Source organism: Sphingomonas sp. SP5, assembly GCF_058313455.1.
This window is the reverse complement of record NZ_JBZFLF010000005.1, coordinates 327789-351953: the sequence shown is the minus strand read 5'-3', so window position 1 is coordinate 351953 and position 24165 is coordinate 327789. Positions and strand designations below refer to the sequence as shown.

Genomic DNA, 24165 nt, shown 5'->3' with positions numbered 1-24165 from the left:
ACGGTCACGCTGTCCGCGCCCGGGTCGGGTGGCCACCCGACCCGGGCATCCCGCTCATCGCGGAACGTCCCCTCCCTACACTCTTTCCAACAGACAATGCCGGACTCGGTCCGGCATCCACGGATGCCGCACGCCAACACGCTCCTGGTTCGCGGCACGGTGGACCCCGGAACACGTCCGGGGTGACGGGGAACAGCGGGATGGCCTGCCCCCTCCCCCGAAACCAGCAGCCATCCCAGCCCTATGCCATCGCCCTCCTGTTCCGGGGCGGATCGGGCGTGCGCGTCAGGCGATGCGGTCCGGCACCTCGGCGGCGTCCTCGGCGATGCTCGCTTGCGGGGCGACCGCTTCCCACGGGAAGACGAACCAGTCCTTGGTCACATCGCGATCGATCGTCCGGGCGGCGTGGTCGACGCGTTCGGCGGAGCGGATGTTGTCGATCAGCGTGGCGAAGCGCACCGCACCCCGCGGCGCACCCGCGGCGGCGAGCGCGGCGCGGATGCGCCCGATCGTCCGCCCCGAATCGTTGATGTCGTCGACGAACAACAGCCGCTCGCCCGCCTGCGTCCGTTCGGCCAGTCGCACCAGCGCGCCCTCGGCGAAATCCTCGACCGCGCTGGAATAATCCACCGACAGCATCGGCAGCCCGGTGGCGTGGCTGAGGTACACCGCCGGCGCGAGGCCGCCGCGGCCGATGCCGACGAGGACATCGGGGCGCCGGGGATCGGCCATGATCGCGTCCGCCAGCGCCTGGACGGCGCCGACGAATTCCGCATGTGCGATGGGGGTGAAGACAGGCATCGCGATCCCGTAGCACACCGCAGCGGCGGCGGAACCCGTCGGGCTCCGCCGCGCCGGTCACATGCCGGCGAGCGCCTGGTCGAAATCCGCGATCAGGTCGTCGGCATCCTCCACCCCGATCGAGATGCGCACCAGATTGTCGGTGATGCCGAGCGCCGCCTTGCGCGCCTCCGGCACCGACAGGTGCGTCATTGCGGCGGGGTGGCTGGCGAGCGTCTCGGTGCCGCCGAGCGACACGGCGAGCTTGGCGATGCGCAGCGCGTCGAGGAAGCGGAACGCCTCCGCCTCGCCGCCCTTCACCAGCAGCGAGAAGGTCGAGCCCGCGCCGGTGCAATGCCGGCGATAGATATCCGCCTGCCGCTCCATGCCCGGCGTGTCGGGCAGGAAGCCGAGATAGCCGACGCGCTCCACCTTGGGGTGCTGGCGCAGGAAGGCGCAGACTTTGGCGGCATTCTCGCCCGCCCGGCTCATCCGCAGTTCCAGCGTCTCGAGGCTGCGCAGCAGCATCCAGGCGGTGTTGGGATCGCAGATCGTCCCGATCGTGTTGCGCATCGAGCGGATCGTGTCGATGTGCGCCTTCGTCCCCAGCACGCCGCCCGCGACGAGATCGGAATGGCCGCCGGCATATTTGGTGAGGCTGTAGACGACGATATCCGCGCCATGGTGCAGCGGCCGCTGCCAGAGCGGCCCCAGGAAGGTGTTGTCGATCGCGATCGGCGGCCGGGCGGCGGCATCGGTGAAGATCGCATCGCGGCTTGCCGCCACCGCCTCGATATCGACCAGCGCGTTGGTCGGGTTGGCGGGGCTTTCGAGATAGATCAGCGCGACGTTGCCGGTCGCCGCTTCGCGCAGCACCGCGTCGATTTCCTCACGCGTCGCGCCGGCGGGAAAATCGAGCCACTTCACCCCGAATTTGCCGAGGATGCGGCCGATCAGCGTCTCGGTCGCGGCATAGAGCGGGCCGGAATGGACGATGGTGTCGCCCGGCTTGGTCATGGCGAGGAACAGCGTCGCGATCGCCGACATGCCGGATGAGAAGGCGAGCGCATCCTCCGCCTCTTCCCAGATGGCGAGGCGGTCTTCGAGGATTTCCTGATTCGGACCGTTGAAGCGCGAATAGACGAGGCCCTCCGCGCCGCCGGGCCGCTTGCCGGTCACCCCCTCGAAATGCCGCTTGCCCGCCGCGGCATTGGGGAAGACGAAGGTGGAGGTGAGGAAGATCGGCGGCTTCAGCGACCCTTCCGACAGAGCGGGATCGAAGCCGTGGCCCATCATCATCGTTGCGGGCTTCAGCTTGCGCTGGCCGATCCGCTCCGGGCTCGGGGCGGGGCTGTTGCCGGCAACGCCGGTCAGTTCTGCTTCGTCGGGCATTCCACTCTCCTTGTTGCGGGAGAGCATAGCGGCGGATCGTATCGAATGACACCATCTGCCGCACGCGGCGGGATCGGCGGGGTCAGAGCAACTCGACTTTCAAATCCGGACTTTCATCCCTGTCTCCTGGACAGGCAGGCTATCGCATATGGGCTGCCTGATCTGGGATGGTGTTCTCCCTTCCTCCGTCATGCCGGGCTTGGTCCGGCATCCACCGTGCCGCACACCCATACGCTATGGGTTTTGCGGCACGGTGGACCCCGGACCAAGTCCGGGGTGACGGAGGCTACTGGGATGGCATGCCCCTTCACCCGAGCCCGGCAGCCGTCCCAGCCATATGCGATCGCCCTCTCTGGATAGGAGAGGGAAGGAAGCAGCACGGCGAGTGTCGATTTCAGCTTTGGAGCAGCCCGAGCGCCTGCAATTCGCCGCGCAGCCTGGGTTCGCCGGTGAAGTGCAGCGCGATCAGTCCGACGTCTTGCGCGCCGGCGATGTTGGCGGCGTTGTCGTCGATGAAGACCGTGCGCGCCGCCTCCAGCCCGAAGCGGTCGAGCGCCAGGCGGTAAATCGCGGGATCGGGCTTCACCAGCTTCTCGACGCCCGATACGACGACGTCGCGGAAGCGATCGAACATCGCGGCTTCGCGCGCGCGGAACGGCGGCCAGAATTCGTGGCTGAAATTGGTGATCGCGTAGAGCGGCACGTCCGCCGCCTCCAGTTCGTCGACCAGCGCGTGCATTCCCGGCATGGGATCGCCGATGCTTTCGAGGAAGCGCGGTCCCCAGGCGGCGATCAGCTCGGCATGCTCGGGGTACAGCGCGACGAGCTCCGCCGAGGTATCGGCGAAGTCGCGTCCGGCATCATGCTGGAAATGCCAATCGTGCGTCACGACGTCGCGCAGGAACGCGTCGAGCGCCCGATCGTCGTCGATCAGGCGCCCGTAGAGGATCCGCGGATCCCAGTCGTACAAGACCCGGCCGACGTCAAAAATGACGGCCGTGGGCTGACCCAAAAGGTTCAGCCCTGACGCGCCTTGAAGCGGCGGTTGGTCTTGTTGATGACGTAGGTGCGGCCGCGGCGACGGATCACGCGGTTGTCGCGATGACGGTCCTTGAGCGACTTCAGGCTATTGCGGATCTTCATGATCGATTCGCTTCTTTTCGAGATTGACGGTGTCGGTGAAAGCGCGAGCGGGTAGGGGCCAAGGCTGCAATAGTCAAGCAACGTGGATGCCGTTAGAGCGTTTCCCCATCGCAACGTAGCACAGAGGCCGCACCCGTCATGACCATCCGTCCGTTCCTGGCCCTCGGCCTCGGCGCCGCCGCGCTTGCCGGGTGCACGACCACCGCGGCGCTGCCGCCGACGGACGTGATCCGCTACCATCTGGGCGATCCCATTCCGCGCGGCACGATCGCGGTGGAGCCGCTGTCGGGCGGCGCCCCGGCCAGCCTGGAGTTCAAGACCTATGCCGCCGCGGTGCAGACCGAATTGCTGAAGGCGGGCTACAGCGTGCCGGCGCAGGGCGCGATGCCCGATTACGTCGCCACCGTGGGCTTCACCCGCACCAGCCGCGAAGGGCCGCCGCGCCAGTCGCCGGTCAGCATCGGCATCGGCGGCGGCGGCTACAGCGGCGGCTGGCGCGGCGGCGGCGTCGGCCTGGGCGGCGGCGTCAGCTTCCCGATCGGCAAGCGGCGGCCGACCGAGCTGCTGGTCGCGGAACTCGCGGTGACGATCAAGCGCCGGGTCGACCAGTCGCCGATCTGGGAAGGCAAGGCGCAGGGGATCAGCGATTTAAAGCGCGCCGACGAACAGGCCGGGCGGCTCGCCCATGCGCTGTTCACCGGGTTCCCCGGCCAGTCCGGCCGCACCATCTCTGTCCGGTAAGCCAGCGCCATGACGATCAGCATCAACGCCGCCTTCGACGGCGGCAACATCCGTGTCGTGGCCATCCAAGGCGACCGCGTCGACCTGGAGATCATGCGCGATCACCAGTCGGACTTCTTTCAATGGTTCTATTTCCGCGTCGCGGGCGCGTGTGGACGGCATCTCACCTTCCGCATCGTCAACGCCGGCCAATCCGCCTATCCGTTCGGCTGGCCGGGCTATCGCACGCGCGCCAGCAGCGATCGCACCACGTGGCGGATGATCGACACGTCCTACGCTGACGGCGTGCTGTCGTTCGACCATCGGGTGGAGGGCGAGCTGGCCTGGTTCGCCTATTTCGCGCCCTATACGATGGAGATGCACGAGGATCTGGTCGCGCGCATCGCGCAGCGTCCGGGCGTGACGCATCGCGAACTCGGCCAGTCGCTCGACGGGCAGGCGATCGACTATTTCCGGTTCGGCGACGGCCCCAAGCCGGTGTGGCTCTATGCGCGCCAGCACCCCGGTGAATCGATGGCCGAATGGTGGATGGAGGGGGCGCTCGACTGGCTGACCAGCGAAGCCGCGGCGCCCTTGCTCGCCAAGGCGACGGTGCATGTCGTCCCCAACATGAACCCCGATGGCACGCGCCGTGGCCACCTGCGTACCAATGCGGCGGGCGTCAACCTCAACCGCGAATGGCACGCGCCCTCGGCGGAGCGCAGCCCTGAGGTGCTGTGCGTGCGCAATGCAATGGACGAAACCGGCGTCGCCTTTGCGATCGACGTGCACGGTGACGAGGCGATTCCGGCCAATTTCATCGCCGGCTACGAAGGCATCCCGAACTGGACCGAGGACCACGGCGCCAAATTCTACGCCTTCGGTCACCGACTTGCCGAGCACACCCCCGATTTCCAGACGGAAAAGGGCTATGAGAAGTCGAGCGCGGGCAACGCCAACCTTTCCATGTCGACCAACCAGCTGGCGCAGCGGTTCGGCGCCGTGTCGGTGACGCTGGAGATGCCGTTCAAGGATCACGATCCCAATCCGGATGCCGAACAGGGCTGGTCGCCGGACCGCAGCAAGGCGCTGGCGGTATCGTGCCTGGAGGTGCTGGCCGGGATGATCGACGAGATCTGATGGACATCCGACGGGACGATCCTGCCGCCGCGCATGTCGCGGATCTGCTCGCGCATCATCTGCGCGAATTGCGCGGTCATATGGCGGAATATGCTTTCGCACTGGATGCGACGGGATTGTCCGTGCCGGAGGTGACGTTCTGGACGGCGTGGCGCGACGATAGTCTTGCCGGGTTCGTAGCGCTAAAACACCTCGATCCGGGCCACGGTGAGGTGAAGTCGATGCGTGCCGCACCTGATGCGCGCCGGACCGGAGTGGGCCGGGCGTTGATCCGGCATGTGATCGCCGAAGCAGGGGCGCGTGGCTATGATCGCCTGAGCCTGGAAACAGGCACCGCCGCGCTGCACGCCCCCGCCGTCGCGCTCTATCGCAGCGTCGGTTTCATCGACACCGGCCCGTTCGCCGACTATCGACCCAGCCCGCACAACCAGTTTCTGACCCTCGACCTACGGGAGCCGCCATGCCTCGCCTAGTCCTCATCCGCCACGGCCAGTCCAGCTGGAACCTCGAAAACCGCTTCACCGGCTGGTGGGATGTCGACGTCACCGAAAAGGGGGCGGCGGAGGCGCGCGCGGCGGGCGAGCTGATGGCGGCGAAGGGCCTCGATTTCGACATGACCTTCACCTCGCTGCAGACGCGGGCGATCAAGACGCTGAACCTGGCGCTGGAGGCGATGGGGCGGCTGTGGCTGCCGACCGAGAAGGACTGGCGGCTGAACGAGCGCCATTACGGCGGCCTCACCGGGCTCGACAAGGCGGAGACGGCGGCGAAGCATGGCGACGAGCAGGTGCATATCTGGCGCCGCAGCTTCGACGTGCCGCCGCCGGTGCTGGAGCCGGGCAGCCCCTACGACCTGTCGCAGGACCGCCGCTATGCCGGCATCACGATTCCTTCGACCGAGAGCCTGAAGGACACGATCGCGCGCGTGTTGCCCTATTGGGAGGAGCGGATCGCACCGGCGCTGAAGGACGGGCAGCGGGTACTGATCTCCGCGCACGGCAACTCGCTGCGTGCGCTGGTGAAGCACCTGTCCAACATCCCGGACGACGAGATCACCGGGCTGGAGATCCCGACCGGCCAGCCGATCGTCTACGAACTGGACGACGCGCTGAACGCGACCGACCGGTATTACTTGAACGAGCGTTGACGCCTTCTTCCGTCATCCCCGCGCAGACGGGGATGACGAACCTTTGTGGCAATTCGGCGGGAGCGCAAACATTGCCCTCCCTCCCCTCCCCCGCTAGGTGCGCGCGATGGATACTCCGCTGGTCGGCATCATCATGGGTTCCACGTCGGATTGGGAGACGATGCGCGGCGCCGCGGACGTGCTCGCCGAGCTGGGGGTGGCGCATGAGACGCGCGTCGTGTCCGCGCATCGCACCCCCGATCGCCTCTACGATTATGCCAAGGGCGCCGCGGATCGCGGGCTGAAGGTGGTGATCGCCGGGGCCGGCGGCGCGGCGCACCTCCCCGGCATGGCGGCGGCGATGACGCACCTGCCGGTGCTCGGCGTGCCGGTGCAGAGCAAGGCGCTGTCCGGGCAGGACAGCCTGCTGTCGATCGTGCAGATGCCCGCCGGCATCCCCGTCGGCACGCTCGCGATCGGCAAGGCGGGCGCGACCAACGCCGGGCTGCTCGCCGCGGCGATCCTGGCGACGCACGACGCGGCGCTGTCGCAGCGGTTGCAGGCGTGGCGGCAGCGGCAGACCGACGCCGTCGCGATCCATCCCGAGGGCGAGCCCGCCTGATGCTCGCGCCCGGCAGCACCATCGGCATCCTGGGCGGCGGTCAGCTGGGGCGCATGCTCGCCATCGCCGCGGCGCAGCTCGGCTATCGCACCCATGTCCTCGCCCCAGATCGCGAGAGCGTGGCGGCGCAGACGGCGTCCAGCCTGACCCGCGCCGATTACCACAACCGCATCGTCCTCGCCGATTTCGCGGCGGCGTGCGACGTGGTGACCTACGAGTTCGAGAATATTGCGCTCGCCCCCGTCGAATGGCTGGCAGAGCGCGTTCCCGTTCACCCGCATCCCCGCGCGCTGGCGGCGGCGCAGGAGCGGATCGCGGAAAAGCGCTTCGTCGAGCAGGTCGGCGGCCGGCCGGCGCGCTGGGCAGCGGTGGACAGCCGCGACAGCCTGGCGACCGCGTTGGAGCATGTCGGCACGCCCGCGGTGCTCAAGACCGCGCGCTTCGGCTATGACGGCAAGGGGCAGGCGCGGCTGCACACGCCCGGCGACGCGGACGCGGCATGGGAGGCGATCGGCGGCCCTGCCGTGCTCGAGGCGTTCGTCGACTTCAGCCATGAATTCTCGATCCTGATCGCGCGCGGGCAGGATGGCGCGACGGTGCGCTACGATCCGCCGCACAACGTCCACCGTGACGCGATCCTGCGCAGCTCGACCGTGCCGGCGCCGCAGGCGGTGCTGGATCAGGCGGAGGAGGCGACGGCGCTCGCCTGCCGCATCGCCGCCGATCTCGATTACGTCGGCGTGCTCGCCTGCGAATTCTTCGTCGGCCGCGATGGGCCGGTGTTCAACGAGATGGCGCCGCGCGTTCACAATTCGGGACATTGGACGATCGAGGGCGCCGAGACCTCTCAGTTCGAAAACCACATCCGCGCGATCTGCGGCCTGCCGCTCGGCAGCACCGCGCTGACCGGGCGCGGCGTGGCGCTGGAGAATCTGATCGGCGACGATCCCTGGCAGCCCGCCCTGGCCGAGGCGGGCGCGCACCTTCACCTCTATGGCAAGGGCACCGCACGGCCCGGCCGCAAGATGGGCCATATCACCCGCGTCTCGCGCTAAACGCGTGACGCCTGATCCATCGGCCGTCATCCCAGCGCAGGCTGGGATCTGCTTGTAACAGCACAGGGCATGAGCCGATCGAGGCCCCAGCCTGAGCCTGCGCTGGAGCGACGTTTCCTTCGGTGTGGATGAGTCCCTATCGCACCACCGGCAGGTCGATGTAGCTCGCGTCCGGCCCCGCCACCGTCACCTTCTGCGTCGCCTTCACGTAATCCTTCGCCTGCGCGTTGAAGATGTTCGGTACGAACGTCTGCGGATTGCGGTCGTAGAGCGGGAACCAGCTCGACTGCACCTGCACCATGATGCGGTGGCCGGGCAGGAAGACGTGGTTCGTCTCGGGCAGCGCGAAGGCGTATTTGAGCGGCGCGTTAGGCGTCAGCGGCTTCGCCACGGCCAGGTCCTCGCGATAGCGGCCGCGGAAGATGTCCATGGCGATGCCGAGTTGATAGCCCGCCATCTCCTCCTGGCGCGGCATCACGTCAGGGTAGACGTCGATCAGCTTGACCACCCAGTCGCTGTCGGTGCCGCTGGTCGATGCGGTGAGGTGGACCTGCGGCGTGCCGGCGATCGTCACCGGTGCGGTCAGCACGTCGCTGGTGAAGGTCAGCACGTCGGGGCGGCCGGAGAGCGGGCGCTGGTCGTCGACCAGCCAGTAGCGCCACGTCGAGCCCGCCGCATCGGTCGGCCTGGTCGGCCGCACGCGATAGGAGACGGGGTTGGCGGGATCGGACAGATAGTCCGCGGTCTGCGCCGCGCCGCCTGCGGCCGCGAAGCCGAGGCTGCCGCCGGGTTTCAGGTACAAGGGCGTCGGCGTCGGCTGCGTCCAGGCCTGCAGCCGCTGCCACTGGTTGGTGCCGGACTGGAAGGCGGTGACCGGCGCCACGTCCATCGCCGGCTGGTCGCTCTTGAGATAATGCGCCAGGAACGGCCGCAGCACCTGCCAGCGCCACCATTTCGCGGTGTCCGAATCCCATTTGATCGCGCCGAGGCTGCTGCCGTCGCGGATCTCCTGCCCGTGATACCAGGGGCCGAGCGTCAGGAAGACCTTATCGTTCGCGGTGTCCTTGGGTTCGAGCGCGCGATAGACGGCGGGGGCGCCGTAGATATCCTCCTGGTCCCACAGGCCGGCGACGAGCATCGTCGGCACCTTGAGCGGCTCGCGCGCGAGGATGCGATCCATCGCGGCGCTTTGCCAGAAGGCATCGTAGGCGGGGTGCGCGGCCATCTTGCGGTAGAAGCCCGACGCCTGGTCGACGCCCTGCGCCTTCGCCACGGCACCGGCCGAGACGTTCTTCAGCCAGTATTCGTAATCGTCGGCGGTGTCGGTGATCCACGGCGTGCCGGCATCGCGCGTGCCCTGCTGGCCGAGCAGGTAGGACAGGCCGACCTGGCGGAACGCGCCGTTGTGGAACCAGTCGTCGCCGCGCCAGCCGTCGACCATCGGGTTCATCGGCACCGACACCTTGAGCGCCGGGTGCGGGTTGATGAGCGCCATCAGCGGCAGGAAGCCGTCATAGCTGATGCCGCTGATGCCGACGCGGCCGTTGGTTTCCGGCACGTTCTTCACCAGCCAGGCGATCGTGTCGTAGGTGTCGGTGGCATCGTCGGTCTTGGTCGGATTGTTGGGCGAACCCGCCGGCGTCGGGTTCATCAGCGTAATGCCCTCGCTGCCGTGCATGCCGCGCACGTCCTGGATGACGCGGATATAACCGTCGGCGGCGATCACGTCCCACGGTCCGTCGCCGTGCGACAGCACGCCGGCGAAGCTGCCGGTATCGGGCTTGGTCTGTCCCTCGGCATCATAGGGCGTGCGGGTCAGCAGGATGCCGGCATCCTTCGTCCCCTTGCGCATCACGATCACCGTGTGGAGCTTCACCCCGTCGCGCATCCGGATATCGACGACCTTGCGGGTATATTCATAGTTCGCGTCGCGGGGCGCGAGCCTGGCGGGGCGCTCGTCATAGCTCTTCTGCGCCAGGCCGGCGGACGCGCCGGCAAGGGCAGCCAGCAGGGCGACGGGGGCGCAGGCGGCGAGAAGCGGACGGATCATGGCGAGGGGCATCCCATAACGAAGCGGCCCGCCTTCGGGAGAAGGCGAGCCGCAATGTTTCGCGATTATTGCTCGCGTGTCAAAGGCCTGGCCGTCATCCCGGCATGCGCCGGGATGACGATACTATGCTCACCCCGTGCGCTTGCCCGACAGCGGGAAGCTGCCGAACGCGCCGGCACCGACGGTGCCGGTCAGCGTGTCGCCCTCGGCCGTCGCCTCGCAATCAAGCGTCATCGGCATCGGCACGGTCATCTGCTGCTTCCAGCGCACCGTGTTGCCGTCGACCTCGCCCGACACGTCGCTCGACCCCATTGCGCCCGAGGCGGTGCCGGTGAAGCTCGCGCCGTCGCTCTTGACGGTCAGCGTCAGGTTCTGGTCGCCCAGCGGCGATTTCACGGTGCAGTCCCAGCTGCCGTCGACATCTGCCATCGTAACTCTCCTTATTGCGCTGCGGGCGCGGCGCCGGCGGATGCGCCGGCCACCGCACTTGCCGGCACGACCTCGACCGGCAGGCCCAGGCTGTCAAGCTGCGGCTTCACCTTGGCCGCGTCGCCGACGACGATCCAGGTGATCCTGGCCGGATCGATCGTCTTCGCCGCCGCCGCACGCAGTCCGGGCAGCGTCATCGCCCGATACCGCGCGCCCAGCGTGGCGTAATAATCGTCCGGCCGCTTGTAGAGGTCGTTGGCCTGCATCGCGCTCAGCACCGCCGGGGAGGTTTCGAACTGGCCGGGCAGCTTCAGCACCGCGTCGGCGATCGCCAGCTTGAACTCGTTGTCGGTCATCGGCTTGGTCGTCACGAACTGCTTGATGTCCTCCGCCGCGGAGGCGATCGACGGCCCCGTCTTGTCCGCCTGCACGCCGGCGGAGACGACATAGGGCGCAGCATATTCCACGGTCTGGAAACGACCGCTGGCGCCGTAGGACCAATGCTTCTCCTCGCGCAGGTCCATGTTGATGCGGCTGAGGAAGCTGCCGCCCAGCGCATCGTTCACCGTGTTGAGGACGAGCATGTCGTCGGTGCCCTTGAGGCCCGTGCGCTGGCCGCCGACGATCATCGACTGCGGGCTATCCGGCCGGTCGATCAGCACGATGCCGGGGGTGATCGGCGTCTGCGCCGCGCCGAAGGTCTTGGTGCCGGCCGCGCCCTCCGACTTCCAGTCGCCGAAGCGGGACTCCAGCGCCGCCTTCACCTCGGCGAGCGGCCGGTCGGACACGACGAACAGCTTGGCCTTGTCGGGCCGCAGCCAGGCATGCTGGAATGCGCGCAGGTCCGCCGGGGTCAGCGAGGCGACGGCGACCGGATCGCCGCTGCCCTGCGCCTTGGCATAGGGCGTGCCGGCGGCGAGAATGCGGGTGGTCATCCGCTGCGCCAGCGCGCCGGGGTTGGTCAGTTCCTGCTGGATGCCGGCGATCTGCTGCGCCTTGACGCGCGCCACCTCGGCGGGGGCATAAGCGGGATGCCGTGCGACCTCGGCGAACAGGTCCAGCGCCGGCGCGAGATTGACGCTTGGGACACCCATCGTCACTGTGCTGCGATCGTTGCTGCTGCTGGTTCCCAGGCCCATGCCCAGCCGCTCGCGCGCTTCGGCGAGCGTGTTGACGTCATAATGCTCGGTGCCCTCGTCGAGCATGCCTACCGCAAGCTGCTGCGTTCCGAGCTTGTTGGGCACGTCCGCGGCATAGCCGGCATCGAAGCTCAGCACCGCCTGCGTCACCGGCACGGCGTTGCGCTGCGCATAGACGATCTCGATCCCGTTCGACAGGCGCGTGCGCTCGACCTTGGGGAACGTCAGCGCGGTGACCTGGCCCATCGCCGGGATCGGCCCGCGCGTGCCCTTCACCGGCTGTTCGGGGGCGGCGACCACGTCCTTCTTCGGCGGCACCTTGGCCTCGGCATAGGCATCGCGTGCACCGGGTATGACATCCACAGTCAGTGCCGGGCGCGACAGCCATTTGTCGGCGGCCGCCTTCACGCTGGCCGGCGTCTGCGCGGCCAGCGCGGCGAGGTGCTTCTTGTAGAAGCCGGGATCGTTCGAATAGAGCGCGCCCTCGGCAAGCGCGGTCGCCTTGCCGCCGAAGCCGCCGACCGCTTCCAGTCCGCGCACGGTTCCGGCGATGGTGCTGGTGACATAGCGCGACACCTCGTCCTGGGTCGGGCCGGTCCGCAGGAAATCGGCGAGAACCTCGTCCAGGCGCTTCGATGCCAGCGCCGGTTCGACGCCGGGGCGCACCAGCCCGTTGATGGTGAAGGTGCCGACCTGCGCAAAGGCGCTGTCGTCGGCGGACAGCGAGGTGAACAGCTTTTCCTTGCGCACCAGTTCGTTGGCGAAGCGCGACGAGGCCATGCCCCCCAGGATGCCGGCGGCGACCTCCAGCGAGGGCGTATCCTTGTCGTTCAGCCCGGGCACCGACCAGTTGCGGGTGATCATCGTCGCGGCAACGCGATCCTTCAACGTCACCGTCCTGGGCGAGGGCAGCGTGACCACCGGCGCGGCGGGCAGCTCGCTCTTCGGACCCGACGCGATATCGCCGAAATATTTTTCGACCATCGGCCTGGCGGTGGCGACGTCGATGTCGCCGGCAAGCACCAGCACCGCATTGTTGGGGCCATAATGGCTGCGGAACCAGGTCTTCACCGTGTCGAGCGTCGCGGCGTCGAGGTCCTCCATCGAGCCGATCGTGTCGTGGCCATAGGGGTGCGTGGTCGGATACAGCCCCTCCGTCACCGCATAGTCGAGCAGGCCATAGGGGCGATTGTCACCCTGCCGCTTCTCGTTCTGGACGACGCCGCGCTGCTCGTCGAGCACGCCCTGCGTGATCGCGCCGAGCAGATGGCCCATGCGATCCGATTCGAGGAACAGCGCGCGCGGCAGCGCGGCGGTCGGCACCGTCTCGAAATAATTGGTGCGATCGTAATAGGTGGTGCCGTTGAAATCGGTCGCGCCGACTTCCTTCAGCGGCCCGAAGAAGTCGCCCGGCGCATTCTCCGAACCGTTGAACATCAGATGTTCGAACAGGTGCGCGAAACCGGTCGAGCCCTTCGGCTCGTGCTTGGAGCCGACGTCGTACCAGACGCTGACCGCCACCACCGGCGCCTTGCGATCGGTATGGACGATGACCCGCAGGCCGTTCTTCAGCCGGAATTCCTGATAGGGGATGTCGATCGCGCGGACGAGTGCCGACACCGGCGCGGCCTTCACCTGCGCAGGCGGTGCCGTCTGGGCGGACGCGGACGCGGGCACGGCAAGCGCGATCGATGCGACGCCGGCCAGCGCGAAGAACTTCGTCATGATGTGGAACCCTTCCCCGGTAGTCTTGAACGACTGTATGGGTTGAGCATAACGGTCGAGGGACGGCTGGCAAGCGGCATCCGGAAAAAGTCCGATCTGGCCTGGCCGTCACACTTGTGTTGCACAATGGCAACACCATATCGCGTCGGAACACGATCAGGGGCCACCATGAACCTCGAAAAATTCACCGACCGCGCCAAGGGCTTCCTCCAGTCGGCGCAGACCGTCGCGATCCGCATGAACCATCAGCGGATCACGCCGGAGCATATCCTGAAAGCCCTGCTGGAGGACGAGCAGGGCATGGCCGCCGGACTGATCCAGGCGGCCGGCGGCGATGCCCGTCGCGCCACCGGCGAAACCGATGCGGCGCTCGCCAGGCTGCCGGTGGTGTCCGGATCGGGCGCGCAACAGACGCCGGGGCTCGACAACGACACCGTCCGCGTCCTCGACCAGGCGGAGCAGGTCGCGCAAAAGGCGGGTGACAGCTACGTCACCGTCGAACGGCTGCTGCTGGCGCTCGCGCTGGCGCAGACCAATGCTGCGGGCAAGGCGCTGAAGACCGCCGGCGTCACCGCCGAGGGGCTGAACGCCGCGATCAACGATCTGCGCGGCGGCCGCACCGCGGACACCGCATCGGCCGAGGATCGCTACGATGCCCTCAAGAAGTTCGCCCGCGATCTGACCCAGGCGGCGCGCGACGGCAAGCTCGATCCCGTGATCGGCCGCGACGAGGAGATCCGCCGCACCATCCAGATCCTCGCCCGCCGCACCAAGAACAACCCGGCGCTGATCGGCGAACCCGGCGTCGGCAAGACCGCGATCGCCGAGGGCCTGGCGCTGCGCATCGCCAATGGCGACGTGCCCGACACGCTGAAGGACCGCCGGCTGATGGCGCTCGACATGGGCGCGCTGATCGCGGGCGCGAAATACCGCGGCGAGTTCGAGGAGCGGCTGAAGGGCGTGCTCGACGAGGTGAAGGCCGCCGAGGGCGACATCGTCCTGTTCATCGACGAGATGCACACGCTGATCGGCGCGGGCAAGTCGGAAGGCGCGATGGACGCCGGCAACCTGCTGAAACCCGCGCTCGCCCGCGGCGAACTGCATTGCGTCGGCGCGACCACGCTCGACGAATATCGCAAGTACGTCGAAAAGGACCCGGCGCTGCAGCGGCGGTTCCAGCCGGTGTTCGTCGGCGAACCGACCGTCGAGGACACGATCAGCATCCTGCGCGGCCTCAAGGACAAGTACGAGATGCACCACGGGGTGCGGATCACCGACGGCGCGCTGGTGTCGGCGGCGACGCTCTCCAACCGCTACATCACCGACCGCTTCCTGCCCGACAAGGCGATCGACCTGATGGACGAGGCCGCCAGCCGCATCCGCATGGAGGTGGAATCAAAGCCCGAGGAGATCGAGACGCTCGACCGCCGCATCCTGCGCCTCAAGATCGAGCGCGAGGGGCTGCGCCGCGAGACCGACGCCGCCTCGATCGACCGGCTGGAGACGCTGGAGGGCGAACTGGCCAACCTGGAACAGCAATCGGCCGAGCTGACCGCCCGCTGGCAGGCGGAAAAGGACAAGATCGCCGGCGAAGCGAAGCTGAAGGAGCAGCTCGATGCCGCGCGGCTCGAACTCGACCAGGCGCAGCGCGGCGGCGATCTCGCCCGGGCGGGCGAGCTCTCCTACGGCCGCATCCCGGCGCTGGAGAAGCAGCTCGCCGAGGCGCAGGGCGCCACCCAGGGCGCGATGCTGCGCGAGGAGGTGACCAGCGACGATATCGCCGCGGTGGTCAGCCGCTGGACCGGCGTGCCCGTCGACCGCATGCTGGAGGGCGAGCGCGAGAAGCTGCTCAAGATGGAGGAGGTGATCGGCAAGCGCGTGATCGGCCAGGCCGATGCGGTGCGCGCCGTCTCCACCGCCGTCCGCCGCGCGCGGGCCGGCTTGCAGGACCCCAACCGCCCGCTCGGCTCGTTCCTGTTCCTGGGGCCGACCGGCGTCGGTAAGACCGAGCTCACCAAGGCGTTGGCCGAATTCCTGTTCGACGATCCCAACGCCATGGTCCGCATCGACATGAGCGAGTTCATGGAGAAGCACGCGGTCGCCCGCCTGATCGGCGCGCCTCCCGGCTATGTCGGCTATGAAGAGGGCGGCGTGCTGACCGAGGCGGTGCGGCGCCGGCCCTATCAGGTCGTGCTGTTCGACGAGGTGGAAAAGGCGCACGGCGACGTCTTCAACGTGCTGCTGCAGATGCTCGACGACGGGCGCCTCACCGACGGGCAGGGCCGCACGGTCGATTTCAGCAACACGCTCATCATCCTCACCAGCAATCTCGGCAGCCAGTATCTGGCGAACCTGGAGGAAGGGCAGGACGTCGAGACGGTCGAGCCGCAGGTGATGGAGATCGTTCGCGCCCATTTCCGGCCCGAGTTCCTCAACCGGCTGGACGAGGTGATCCTGTTCCACCGCCTGGGCCAGAGCCACATGGCCCCGATCGTCGACATCCAGGTCGCCCGCGTCGGCCGGTTGCTCGCCGACCGCAAGGTGACGCTGGACCTGACCGATGCGGCACGCGACTGGCTGGGCCGCGTCGGCTACGACCCCGTCTATGGCGCCCGCCCGCTGAAACGCGCGGTCCAGCGCTACCTGCAGGACCCGCTGGCCGAACTGATCCTGCGCGGCGCGGTGAAGGACGGCGCGACGGTGCGGGTGGACGAGGGGGACGGAAAGCTGGCGTTGTCGGTGGGGTGATAGAGCGCCAGTAAAAAGGGGGCATGCCGGCGGCATGCCCCCTCGATGCACTTAAGCAACCGTGGTGTTAGAAGTCCATCGACATGCCGAACCGAACATAACGGGGGGGCCTGGTAGTCGGTGATCTTACCATAGTTTGGGTTGGATGCCGTACGAGTATCGAGATCACCCAAGGCATTATAGTTTATGCCCGAGTGATTGTTCAGAAGGTTGAAGGCATCAACTCGCAGGGTCAACCCCCTCAGACCGGCAATCGGCACTTGATACTGGACGCTGACGTCGATCTGCTTCAACCAATCACTTTCGAACGCACGTCCACGGCCAATCAACTTCGCCGCCGTGTAACCCGGATCACTCAACGTCGGCGTCGATCCAGATGCGAGCGGCAGCCCTGTCGCCGCCGGGTTCGAACAGTACCAAGATGCGGCCGATGTCACTGCCGCCCGGCCGTCTGCATAAGGGTAGGTTCCGATGCAGCCGAACTTGCGCGGCGAGGCGAGCACACCGTTGAAGCCCAAGAGAATGCGATCAGTTGCCTTATACGATCCGTACAGCTTCAATGTGTGACGGCGATGATTGGGCAGATAGCCGTACGAGCCATCCATCCAGCCGGGTTCGTCGAAATCCTGCGTAAGACCCGTGTCATCCTGCCCGTTGTCCGATTTCACGCCGCCTTCGTAGTTGCCGACGCTGGAACTCAAGACATATGAGCCCCTTACACCCCATTGACCGTCGACCTCGCGCTCGATGCCGAATTCCATGGCTTTGTAGATCCGCTGCGCCTTCGGCAACTGGGTGAACGCCGCAGGAATCGTCAGCTTGGTCAGGGTGCCGTTGTTCTGCAGATCGACATCGACCACCACATCGCGACCCGGGTTGATCAACAGATAACCGCCGCTTCCGATAGTCGCACCGTTCAGGGACGGTGCAACCCTGCCCGGGAACGTCGATGACAGCGTGCCGGTCGGAGCGGTGCTGGCATTGCACCCGGCCATGTTCTGCGTCCGGCAGAAGGCCGTAATCGAGTATCGGAAATCCGAATCTTCGAGAACAGCACCCAGCTTGCGATAGACGCCATTGACGTTGGCTTTCCAATTGCCGCCAAATCGCCGCTCAAGCCCGATGATGAACTCATCCATATACTGCGGCTTGAGGTTCTGGGTCACCAGGGTGCGTGGATCGACATTGGACGCGTCGGACAGAACATTCTGCCCGCCGATCTTTTGCCCCAACGTGGGGTTCACCAGATTCCCGGTGAAATAGTAATAGTTCTCGATGAACGACTCGTTACCAGCCAACCGTATGTTGGTGTTAGCAGCAACAGGCAAGTAGTATCGACCGTAGAATCCCTTGAGGCTGGTCGTACGATCACCGAACAGATCATAAGAGAAACCGACACGCGGTGCAAATTGCTTATCCAACAGAATGAACGATTTGCCAGATGCGTTGAAGTTCTCGAACTTGTCGTACCGCAGCCCGAGGTTGAGGTTCAGCCTATCCGTCGGGTCCCAGGAGTCCTGAATATAGAATGCAGTGTTCGTGGTACGGAAGCTGCCGCCCGACACATAGGTCCGCGCACGTACATAGTCGGTGTTGCCGGGTACAGCCGTCTGGTTGACGGTGCCACCGCCGGCTCCCGTCCGGTAATAGCGATAGTAGATACCACCGGAATAGATGGTGTTAGCTTCCGATTGCAGCTTTTCGTAGTCGCCGCCGAACCGGACACGGTGAGATCCAAGAAGGTTGAAATTGAGATCGACATCGACACGATAGTCGTCACGCTGATCCCGTCCCGTTTCGATCTGGCCATTCGGATTACCAGCTACATAGACCAGCGTTCCCGACCGACCATCCAGCACATATGGAACCCCGTCGTCCGATCCGGCTACCGTTTGATTAAATTTCGATCGGCCGTATAGCGCCGAAACGGTAAGCCAATCGGTGAAGCTCCCCGTATATTTTCCGATAAGGTTTGATCCCCCCGAAAATTCACGGGTTGAGGAGGTAGTGTTGCTGCTTAGGACTGTTTGCTGGATAAGCGTATCGGTGGAATCGTTGAAGTACGTCAATTCGAAGCGCTGACCGTCAATGACGTTCAAATCGAGTTTGCCGCCGTAAAAAGGATTGTTTTGGAACCGCTGCACTCGGTTGTTGTCGGAGAATCCATTCGAAGCAGTGCCTGCCGCGTTGAATTTCTGTGACCACGAGGTGTCCTGCTGATAAAAATCGCGCGGGTTGAGGAAGCCGAAGAAGAACAGGTGATCCTTGATGATTGGACCGGATGCCCAGATGTTCCCCTCGATATTGTCGCGCTGATCGAGCGCATTGTGGGCAGCATAGGTGTTTGGCGCATCGCTGCGAGCCCAATCTGGCGAGTAAAAGACATTATACCCGCCCCGGAACTCGTTCGTGCCGGAACGTGAAAGCGCGATGACCGCACCACCGGTGTTGCGCCCGAACTCAGCCTGATAGCCACCCGTTTTTACTTGAACGGAGTCATAGAATTCGAACGGTATCGTCGTACCACCCACGAACGTGCGGAAGTTGGTAATATTCATCCCATTGATGTAATAGATATTCTCAGCCACCGATGAACCGCCTAAGGAAACGCCGTCCTCGAAATTGGGGTCGCCCGGAACGGCCTGAGGTGCCAGCAGCTGGATCGCGGTGGCATTGCGGGCGACCGGCAGCGTTTTGGCCGTTTCCTGGACGTTGAATACCTGGCCCGTTGCCGTCGATGCGAAGTCGACCGATCGTCGCACTCGTCCGGTGACGACGATGTCGCCGTTAGCCTCTGTAGTCCCTTGGTTCAGCGTGAACGTATATGATGCGCCGCCGAGTTGCGCCTGTACGTTGTCCGTGCGCGTCGTCCGATAGCCGGCGGCGGTAATCGTGACCGAATATGCCCCCGACGGAAGCTGCGGGACGAAGAATTGACCCTGAGCGTTCGTGGTGACCGTCCGCTCGTTGCCGCGCTCTGTCGACAGGAGCGCGACCGTTGCATTGGCGATCGACCCTCCGTTGGCATCACGTACGACGCCGGACAATGACGCCGACGCGACATCCTGCGCCATGGCAGGCGCTGCGCCAGACACCATGACGGCGCCGGCTCCGACCACAGTCAGCGCCCGGAGCGCCACCCCGCTCCGCAGCATCCTGCGTGCAAATCGTCCCTGTCCCATCTTTATACAGCCCCTTGTTGAGCCGGACTGATCGTCCGCACCGCCCTACCTTTAGGACGAATACGGACATAATTCCCCGTGGAGCGTTGCAGCGTAAAGATGTTTTGTGCAGATCACTGCAATCCCTGAACAGGCGTGGGCAAAATATCACACTTTCCGGCACATCGCGCGATCTTCCGATGCTCGGGATGGCATCGCGATTGATGTCACGCATCCCAATTCATGTGACTTACCGTAATAATACAGCGCTCCATTGTTGCGAAATTGTCGGCGAAGCAGAACGACTGGCCAACGTGCGATGATTAGTAACGAACTTTGCTCAAGGTGTTGTCAGTATTAGTTAATCCCGTTTTTGACCGGAGGCAGCCCGCGCCGGCGGCACATGGATCGGGGCTTGGGTGTAGAACACAAAAAAAGGGCGGGTCTTGCGACCCGCCCTTGCCCTGTTCGCGGTGGAACCGGGATCAGAAGTTGAACTTGGCGCCCGCGCGGTACTGGCGGCCGAAGATGCCGTCGCCGCCCTGCACGGCGTTGTACAGGTACGCGCCATAGGTGACCGGATCGAGCGGGGGCAGGCGATTGAAGATGTTCAGGGCGTTGACGTAGAACGTGAACTTGTCGTTGACCTTGAAGCTCGCGTTCGCATCGGCCGTGATGTAGCTCTTCACGCGGCAGCCATAGTAGGCCGGCGCCTGGCCGCAGTCCTTGTAGGCATCGCCCTGGTCCATCGCCGACAGGTCGTAGCCCGACGTGTAGTTGACGGTCCCCGACAGCGCGAAGTCGCCGAAGTCGAAGGTGTTGACCCAGTTGCCCTTCCACTCGAACGTGCCCGAACCGGCGGTCAGGTTGAAGTTGCCGAGCGTGTCGACATAGGTCTGGCGCACACCGTCAACCGTGGTGCTCAGCTCAAGGATGAGGCTGGCGTTGAGGTTGGTGTTCCACTTGAACGACCCGAAGTCGATGAAGCCGTTGGCACCGAAATCGATACCTTCCGACTTGATCGTCTGCGCGTTGATCAGCTGCGAACGGACGAAGGCGATCTTCGGCGTGGCGGTCGGGTTGTTGACGTCGACCGCGTCCGCGATGACCTCGAAGCCGGTGGGGATCGTCTGCCCCGCATAATAGGCCGCGATCGCCGGCGACAGATCCGGCGTGGTGATCGCACCGGTCTTCTTGATGTTGTAATAGTCGACGGTCAGCGACAGGCCGCGCACCGGCTCGACCTTGATGCCGGCGGTGAAGCTGCGCGACTTCTCGGGGTCGAGGTTCGGCGACGCGAGCGTCGTCTGGCCGATCGAATAGGAGGTGATGTAGGCCGAGCAGAAGTTGGGCGTTGCCGCCGAACAGATCTGATTGGCGCCCGGATTGGTGCTGTACTGGCGCAGGAACGCCGCCGGGATGCTGTTGAGCGACTGCGTCACGTAACCCGTGGTGGGCAGCGCATTCGCCTCGCCGAACGAGGGGATGCGGAAGCCGCGCGAGTAGGTGCCGCGGACGGTGACCTGGCGGATCGGATTGAAGATCGCGCCGAACTTGGGCGAGAACGCGCTCTGGCCGCTCGAATAATGGTCGTAGCGACCCGAGGCGTTCAGCGTCAGCTGGTCGAGGATCGGCGCGTTGACCTCGTAGAAGGCCGACGAGACGGTGCGGTTGCCGCTGGTGCCGAAGGCGTTCAGGCGGAAGTAGCGCTGGGTCGGACCGTTGGTGTCCGGGTTGGCACTGGGTGCGTCGATCGCTTCGTAGAAGATCGACCCGCCGACCGCGACGCGCAGGTCGCCGCCCGGCAGTGCGAACAGTGCCTTGCCCAGCGTGAACTGCGCCTGGAACAGGTCCGAGCTGTCGTTGGTGATGTTGGTCGGCGTCAGGTAGTCGCGCGTCGCCTGGCTGTTCAGGCCCGGGTTGATGAAGTTGTAGCTGCCGTCCTTGATCACATCGAGCAGGTGCTGGATGTAGACATAGCCGTTCTGCTCGAGGCGCAGATCGGTGTGCATCGCGGTCGCATCGAAGCGATAGTCGACATTGTCGAACACCGTGCCGTTGATGCCGAACGCGGCGCGATAGACGCGGCTGCGGGTCTGGCTCGATTCACGCGAATCGGGCAGCGCACCGACGAGACGTGCGACCTGACCTGCCTGGGCGAACGGGTTGTTCGGGTTGAGCGTGCCGTTGGTCGCGTTGCAGGCGCCCACCGTGGTGCGCGGGCAGATGTAGACCGGCAGCGCCAGGATCGCCGAATTGGGATCGATCGCCGGCGTCGCATTCTGCGAGGTCGAATATTGCGGGAACAGGATGCCGGCCGGGGCATTCGCGCGGATGATCGTCGGAATGCCGGTGTAGCTGGTCGTCGCCTGCTGGAAGTTGACCTGCAGATAGGCTTCCGAGCTGTCGCCGACCTTGGCGGTGAAGCGCGCCGAACCGCCGAAGCGCTCGATGTCCGGCGTCACGTTGCCGTACAGGTTCTGCGTGTCGACCTGGCAGACGGTGCCCGGTGCGGTGGCGTTGATCGGCAGCGCCAGTTCGGCGGCCGTCGGGTTGTACGGAGTGCCGACGCGGCAGCCCGCCGCCTGGTTCAGCAGCTGGTAGCGGCCGAGCGCGGTGGTGTTGGTGGCATCGGCCGGGCGGACGTAGAAGGTCGGCGTGCCGATCGCGAAGCCGTTGGTGAACTGGTTGTTCTGGTCCAGGCCGTTGGAGATGTTGTTCGGACCGCAGACGGTGGTGCCGGTGCGATTGCCGCAGATGCCGCGTTCGTCGCTGGTGTTGAACCGTCCGGGCAGCTGCGACGATCGCACGCCTTCGCTGCGATAGTAGAAGCCGCTGACATAGGCGTTGTAGCCCTGCTCGTCGAGATCGCCGGTGCCGGCGGTCAGCGTCAGGCGCTGGTTGGCGTTATAGCCGCGCTCCGAGATGCCGGCTTCCGCGCGGCCCGAAACGCCCTTCACCGAACGCTTGGTGATGATGTTGACCACGCCCGCGATCGCGTCGGCGCCGTAGCTCGACGAGGCGCCGTCACGCAGCACTTCGACACGGTCGACGATGTCGTCGGGAATGGTGTTGAGGTCGACGAAGTTGCGCGTGCCGTCGTCCGACAGCGGATAATACGCGGCGCGCAGGCCGTCGAAGAGCACCAGCGTCGAGTTGGTCGACAGGCCGCGCAGCGACACCGACGATGCACCGCCGGCGAACGCGCCGTTGGCGGTGAACGAGTTGGTCAGCGCCGGGCCGTTGTTCGACGACAGCGCCTGGATGCCGGCCTGCACGGTGTTGATGCCGCGCGCGTCGAGATTCTCGGCGGTGATGGTCGACACCGGCGACGGGCCGACGTCCGCACCACGGATGATCGAGCCGGTGACGACGATGTCGTTGCCGCCGGACTGGTCGCCGGTCGTGGTTTCGGGGAGCACGCCCTGGTCGGCGCGCGCTTCGGCATTCTGCTGCGCGGCAGGCAGGGTGTCCTGCGTCGCCGGCGGGGCCGACGGCGCGGCGCTGGTCTGCGCGGACACGGCGCCCGCACACAGGAGCGCAAACGGCGTCGCTGCGGCGAGCAGCGCGGCCTTGCGCGTCAAACGATTCATCGTGGTCATGATTTTCCCTCGCTTGACCGGATCGCCATGCCCGTTGTGACGGTGCGTGCCCCCCGGTTTTGCCAAGCCCCCCTAAGCCGCGGCGCGGCTCCCAAGAGACATGCGACAGGAATGCGGGGCTGACATTTCGCTGTAAAGGCGCCGCGAGGAAAGGGACGCGCCTTTGACGTAGAGTGTCGCTAAAATGACACAGAAGCTGCCACGTTTATATGCAAGGTTGCGGGAGACTGCCGCCACATCGGGCAAAAGTGACAGAATCCCGCCGCCAGCATGCGTCAGGGTGTTGGTGGCATCGCTCCGGCGACGAGCAGCGGATCGAGCCGGGCATCGCGCCAGCGCAGGCTCCAGTGGAGATGCGGCCCGGTCGCCCGGCCGCTCGCCCCGACCGCACCGATCACTTGGCCCTGGCGGACGTGATCGCCGACCGCGACGTCGATCCGCGACAGGTGCAGGAAGGCGCTGTTGAGGCCATGGCCATGGTCGATCATCAGCAGGTTGCCCTCCAGGGTGAAGGGATGGTCGGCGGCGAGGATCACTACGCCATCGGCCGGCGCCGCGACCGGGGTGCCGGTCGGCCGCGCGATGTCGATGCCCGAATGGTAGCTGCCCGGCTCGCCGCGATAGATGCGCTGCGCGCCGAACAGGCCGGAAATGCGCCCGGTCGCCGGCCAATGGAACGGCTGACGCCAGCCGGCCGCGTCCGTCTCCACCGCACGCGCCGCGGCGATCGCGGTGAGCTCGGCCGGGCGCAACCGTGCCATCACCGGATCGGGCGCCGGGAAGCGCGGCAGGCGATCGAGCCGTTCGATGCGCCAGGCGCGCGGCGCGACCGCCAGAGCCTGCACCGCCTGCCGACCGTCGGCGAAGGTCGCCACCAGTGTCGCGGTGACCGGTGCGTCGCGATCGAAGCCGGCGACGAAGCCGCCATCGGGATCGAGAGCGACCGCCTTGCCGTCCAGTGTCACGCCCTGCGCCCCGGCCGGCGCTTCGCCCAGGATCAATCCGCCTTGCGTCGGATTGCCGGTCCAGCGGAAGCCTGCGGCGACAGGCCGGGTCGTCGCGGCCTGCTGCGCCACGCTGCCGGAGGCCGTCGCAGCCGCCAGCAACGCGAGCGCGAACCTGCGCTTCATCGCGGTGCCAGCGCCTCGCTGGCGAGTTCGGCGGTCGCAAAGGCCTCCTGCCGCGCCACGCTCCAATAGCGCAGCATCTCCAGCGGGATGCGCACGCCGCTGACGCCGCAGACGACATGGTCGCCGGGGGTGAGAACGCGAAACCCGTTGGCCATGTAGTGCAGGCGCGCGGGGCGATCGGAATTGGAAACGAGCATGGCAGG

18 protein-coding genes are annotated in these 24165 nt (G+C 66.1%); 7 read left to right on the top strand and 11 right to left on the bottom strand.

The window, feature by feature from the left end:
* Window positions 1–285 precede the first annotated feature (285 nt).
* The 4 genes from AC4GY7_RS14490 to ykgO form a co-directional block, all read right to left on the bottom strand.
* Entirely contained in the window at window positions 286–801 is a 516-nt protein-coding gene (locus AC4GY7_RS14490) for a phosphoribosyltransferase (RefSeq protein ID WP_491115352.1), read from the bottom strand.
* 57 nt (window positions 802–858) lie between these two features.
* Window positions 859–2172, bottom strand: coding sequence for a cystathionine gamma-synthase family protein (locus AC4GY7_RS14485; RefSeq protein ID WP_443583584.1), 1314 nt, complete (start codon window positions 2170–2172; stop codon window positions 859–861).
* A gap of 394 nt (window positions 2173–2566) precedes the next feature.
* Window positions 2567–3184 (bottom strand): HAD family hydrolase, encoded by a 618-nt coding sequence (locus AC4GY7_RS14480; RefSeq protein ID WP_491115349.1) that lies wholly within the window; start codon window positions 3182–3184, stop codon window positions 2567–2569.
* A 5-nt stretch (window positions 3185–3189) separates the two neighbouring features.
* Window positions 3190–3315 carry a type B 50S ribosomal protein L36 gene (gene ykgO, locus AC4GY7_RS14475; RefSeq protein WP_003046794.1) on the bottom strand — a complete coding sequence of 42 codons (126 nt, stop codon included), beginning with the start codon at window positions 3313–3315 and terminating at the stop codon, window positions 3190–3192.
* A 138-nt stretch (window positions 3316–3453) separates the two neighbouring features.
* Between ykgO and AC4GY7_RS14470 the strand changes: the two genes are divergently transcribed.
* The 6 genes from AC4GY7_RS14470 to AC4GY7_RS14445 all read left to right on the top strand — a co-directional run bounded on the left by AC4GY7_RS14470 (window position 3454) and on the right by AC4GY7_RS14445 (window position 7978).
* Window positions 3454–4056, top strand: coding sequence for a DUF4136 domain-containing protein (locus AC4GY7_RS14470; protein ID WP_491115339.1), 603 nt, complete (start codon window positions 3454–3456; stop codon window positions 4054–4056).
* A gap of 9 nt (window positions 4057–4065) precedes the next feature.
* Complete coding sequence (locus AC4GY7_RS14465) at window positions 4066–5175, top strand: M14 family metallopeptidase (RefSeq protein ID WP_491115337.1); 1110 nt, start codon at window positions 4066–4068, stop codon at window positions 5173–5175.
* Window positions 5175–5648, top strand: a complete 474-nt coding sequence (locus tag AC4GY7_RS14460) for a GNAT family N-acetyltransferase (protein ID WP_491115335.1) — start codon at window positions 5175–5177, stop codon at window positions 5646–5648. The genes AC4GY7_RS14465 and AC4GY7_RS14460 overlap by 1 nt, the downstream gene beginning before the upstream one ends.
* Window positions 5636–6322: a 2,3-diphosphoglycerate-dependent phosphoglycerate mutase gene (gpmA, locus tag AC4GY7_RS14455; RefSeq protein ID WP_491115333.1), complete on the top strand. Its 687-nt coding sequence runs from the start codon at window positions 5636–5638 to the stop codon at window positions 6320–6322. Before AC4GY7_RS14460 ends, gpmA begins: the two co-directional genes overlap by 13 nt.
* Window positions 6323–6428: 106 nt before the next feature.
* Window positions 6429–6923 carry a 5-(carboxyamino)imidazole ribonucleotide mutase gene (purE, locus tag AC4GY7_RS14450; RefSeq protein ID WP_443583589.1) on the top strand — a complete coding sequence of 165 codons (495 nt, stop codon included), beginning with the start codon at window positions 6429–6431 and terminating at the stop codon, window positions 6921–6923.
* Window positions 6923–7978 (top strand): 5-(carboxyamino)imidazole ribonucleotide synthase, encoded by a 1056-nt coding sequence (locus AC4GY7_RS14445; protein WP_491115330.1) that lies wholly within the window; start codon window positions 6923–6925, stop codon window positions 7976–7978. Before purE ends, AC4GY7_RS14445 begins: the two co-directional genes overlap by 1 nt.
* A gap of 136 nt (window positions 7979–8114) precedes the next feature.
* Here AC4GY7_RS14445 and AC4GY7_RS14440 read toward each other — a convergent pair whose 3' ends face one another.
* The 3 genes from AC4GY7_RS14440 to AC4GY7_RS14430 all read right to left on the bottom strand — a co-directional run bounded on the left by AC4GY7_RS14440 (window position 8115) and on the right by AC4GY7_RS14430 (window position 13321).
* Window positions 8115–10028, bottom strand: a complete 1914-nt coding sequence (locus AC4GY7_RS14440; protein WP_491115328.1) for a CocE/NonD family hydrolase — start codon at window positions 10026–10028, stop codon at window positions 8115–8117.
* A gap of 129 nt (window positions 10029–10157) precedes the next feature.
* Window positions 10158–10457 carry a hypothetical protein gene (locus AC4GY7_RS14435; protein WP_443583592.1) on the bottom strand — a complete coding sequence of 100 codons (300 nt, stop codon included), beginning with the start codon at window positions 10455–10457 and terminating at the stop codon, window positions 10158–10160.
* A gap of 11 nt (window positions 10458–10468) precedes the next feature.
* Entirely contained in the window at window positions 10469–13321 is a 2853-nt protein-coding gene (locus tag AC4GY7_RS14430) for a M16 family metallopeptidase (RefSeq protein WP_491115325.1), read from the bottom strand.
* A gap of 168 nt (window positions 13322–13489) precedes the next feature.
* Between AC4GY7_RS14430 and clpB the strand changes: the two genes are divergently transcribed.
* Window positions 13490–16069: an ATP-dependent chaperone ClpB gene (gene clpB, locus AC4GY7_RS14425; RefSeq protein ID WP_491115323.1), complete on the top strand. Its 2580-nt coding sequence runs from the start codon at window positions 13490–13492 to the stop codon at window positions 16067–16069.
* Here the strand turns inward: clpB and AC4GY7_RS14420 are convergent.
* The 4 genes from AC4GY7_RS14420 to AC4GY7_RS14405 form a co-directional block, all read right to left on the bottom strand.
* Window positions 15961–19209, bottom strand: a complete 3249-nt coding sequence (locus AC4GY7_RS14420) for a TonB-dependent receptor (RefSeq protein ID WP_491115321.1) — start codon at window positions 19207–19209, stop codon at window positions 15961–15963. The two genes, clpB and AC4GY7_RS14420, sit on opposite strands and share 109 nt — an antisense overlap.
* Before the next feature lie 506 nt (window positions 19210–19715).
* On the bottom strand, window positions 19716–22832 hold the full coding sequence (locus AC4GY7_RS14415; protein ID WP_491115319.1) for a TonB-dependent receptor domain-containing protein: 3117 nt from the start codon (window positions 22830–22832) through the stop codon (window positions 19716–19718).
* A gap of 275 nt (window positions 22833–23107) precedes the next feature.
* On the bottom strand, window positions 23108–23962 hold the full coding sequence (locus tag AC4GY7_RS14410) for a M23 family metallopeptidase (protein ID WP_491115317.1): 855 nt from the start codon (window positions 23960–23962) through the stop codon (window positions 23108–23110).
* Window positions 23959–24159, bottom strand: a complete 201-nt coding sequence (locus AC4GY7_RS14405) for a DUF2093 domain-containing protein (protein ID WP_491115315.1) — start codon at window positions 24157–24159, stop codon at window positions 23959–23961. Before AC4GY7_RS14405 ends, AC4GY7_RS14410 begins: the two co-directional genes overlap by 4 nt.
* Window positions 24160–24165 lie beyond the last annotated feature (6 nt).

Bases quoted from the DNA above. Each gene is read 5' to 3' on its own strand.
- AC4GY7_RS14490 (WP_491115352.1), bottom strand. From the start codon at position 801: ATGCCTGTCTTCACCCCCATCGCACATGCGGAATTCGTCGGCGCCGTC.
- AC4GY7_RS14485 (WP_443583584.1), bottom strand. From the start codon at position 2,172: ATGCCCGACGAAGCAGAACTGACCGGCGTTGCCGGCAACAGCCCCGCC.
- ykgO (WP_003046794.1), bottom strand. From the start codon at position 3,315: ATGAAGATCCGCAATAGCCTGAAGTCGCTCAAGGACCGTCATCGCGAC.
- AC4GY7_RS14470 (WP_491115339.1), top strand. From the start codon at position 3,454: ATGACCATCCGTCCGTTCCTGGCCCTCGGCCTCGGCGCCGCCGCGCTT.
- AC4GY7_RS14465 (WP_491115337.1), top strand. From the start codon at position 4,066: ATGACGATCAGCATCAACGCCGCCTTCGACGGCGGCAACATCCGTGTC.
- AC4GY7_RS14460 (WP_491115335.1), top strand. From the start codon at position 5,175: ATGGACATCCGACGGGACGATCCTGCCGCCGCGCATGTCGCGGATCTG.
- gpmA (WP_491115333.1), top strand. From the start codon at position 5,636: ATGCCTCGCCTAGTCCTCATCCGCCACGGCCAGTCCAGCTGGAACCTC.
- purE (WP_443583589.1), top strand. From the start codon at position 6,429: ATGGATACTCCGCTGGTCGGCATCATCATGGGTTCCACGTCGGATTGG.
- AC4GY7_RS14445 (WP_491115330.1), top strand. From the start codon at position 6,923: ATGCTCGCGCCCGGCAGCACCATCGGCATCCTGGGCGGCGGTCAGCTG.
- AC4GY7_RS14440 (WP_491115328.1), bottom strand. From the start codon at position 10,028: ATGATCCGTCCGCTTCTCGCCGCCTGCGCCCCCGTCGCCCTGCTGGCT.
- AC4GY7_RS14435 (WP_443583592.1), bottom strand. From the start codon at position 10,457: ATGGCAGATGTCGACGGCAGCTGGGACTGCACCGTGAAATCGCCGCTG.
- AC4GY7_RS14430 (WP_491115325.1), bottom strand. From the start codon at position 13,321: ATGACGAAGTTCTTCGCGCTGGCCGGCGTCGCATCGATCGCGCTTGCC.
- clpB (WP_491115323.1), top strand. From the start codon at position 13,490: ATGAACCTCGAAAAATTCACCGACCGCGCCAAGGGCTTCCTCCAGTCG.
- AC4GY7_RS14415 (WP_491115319.1), bottom strand. From the start codon at position 22,832: ATGACCACGATGAATCGTTTGACGCGCAAGGCCGCGCTGCTCGCCGCA.
- AC4GY7_RS14410 (WP_491115317.1), bottom strand. From the start codon at position 23,962: ATGAAGCGCAGGTTCGCGCTCGCGTTGCTGGCGGCTGCGACGGCCTCC.
- AC4GY7_RS14405 (WP_491115315.1), bottom strand. From the start codon at position 24,159: ATGCTCGTTTCCAATTCCGATCGCCCCGCGCGCCTGCACTACATGGCC.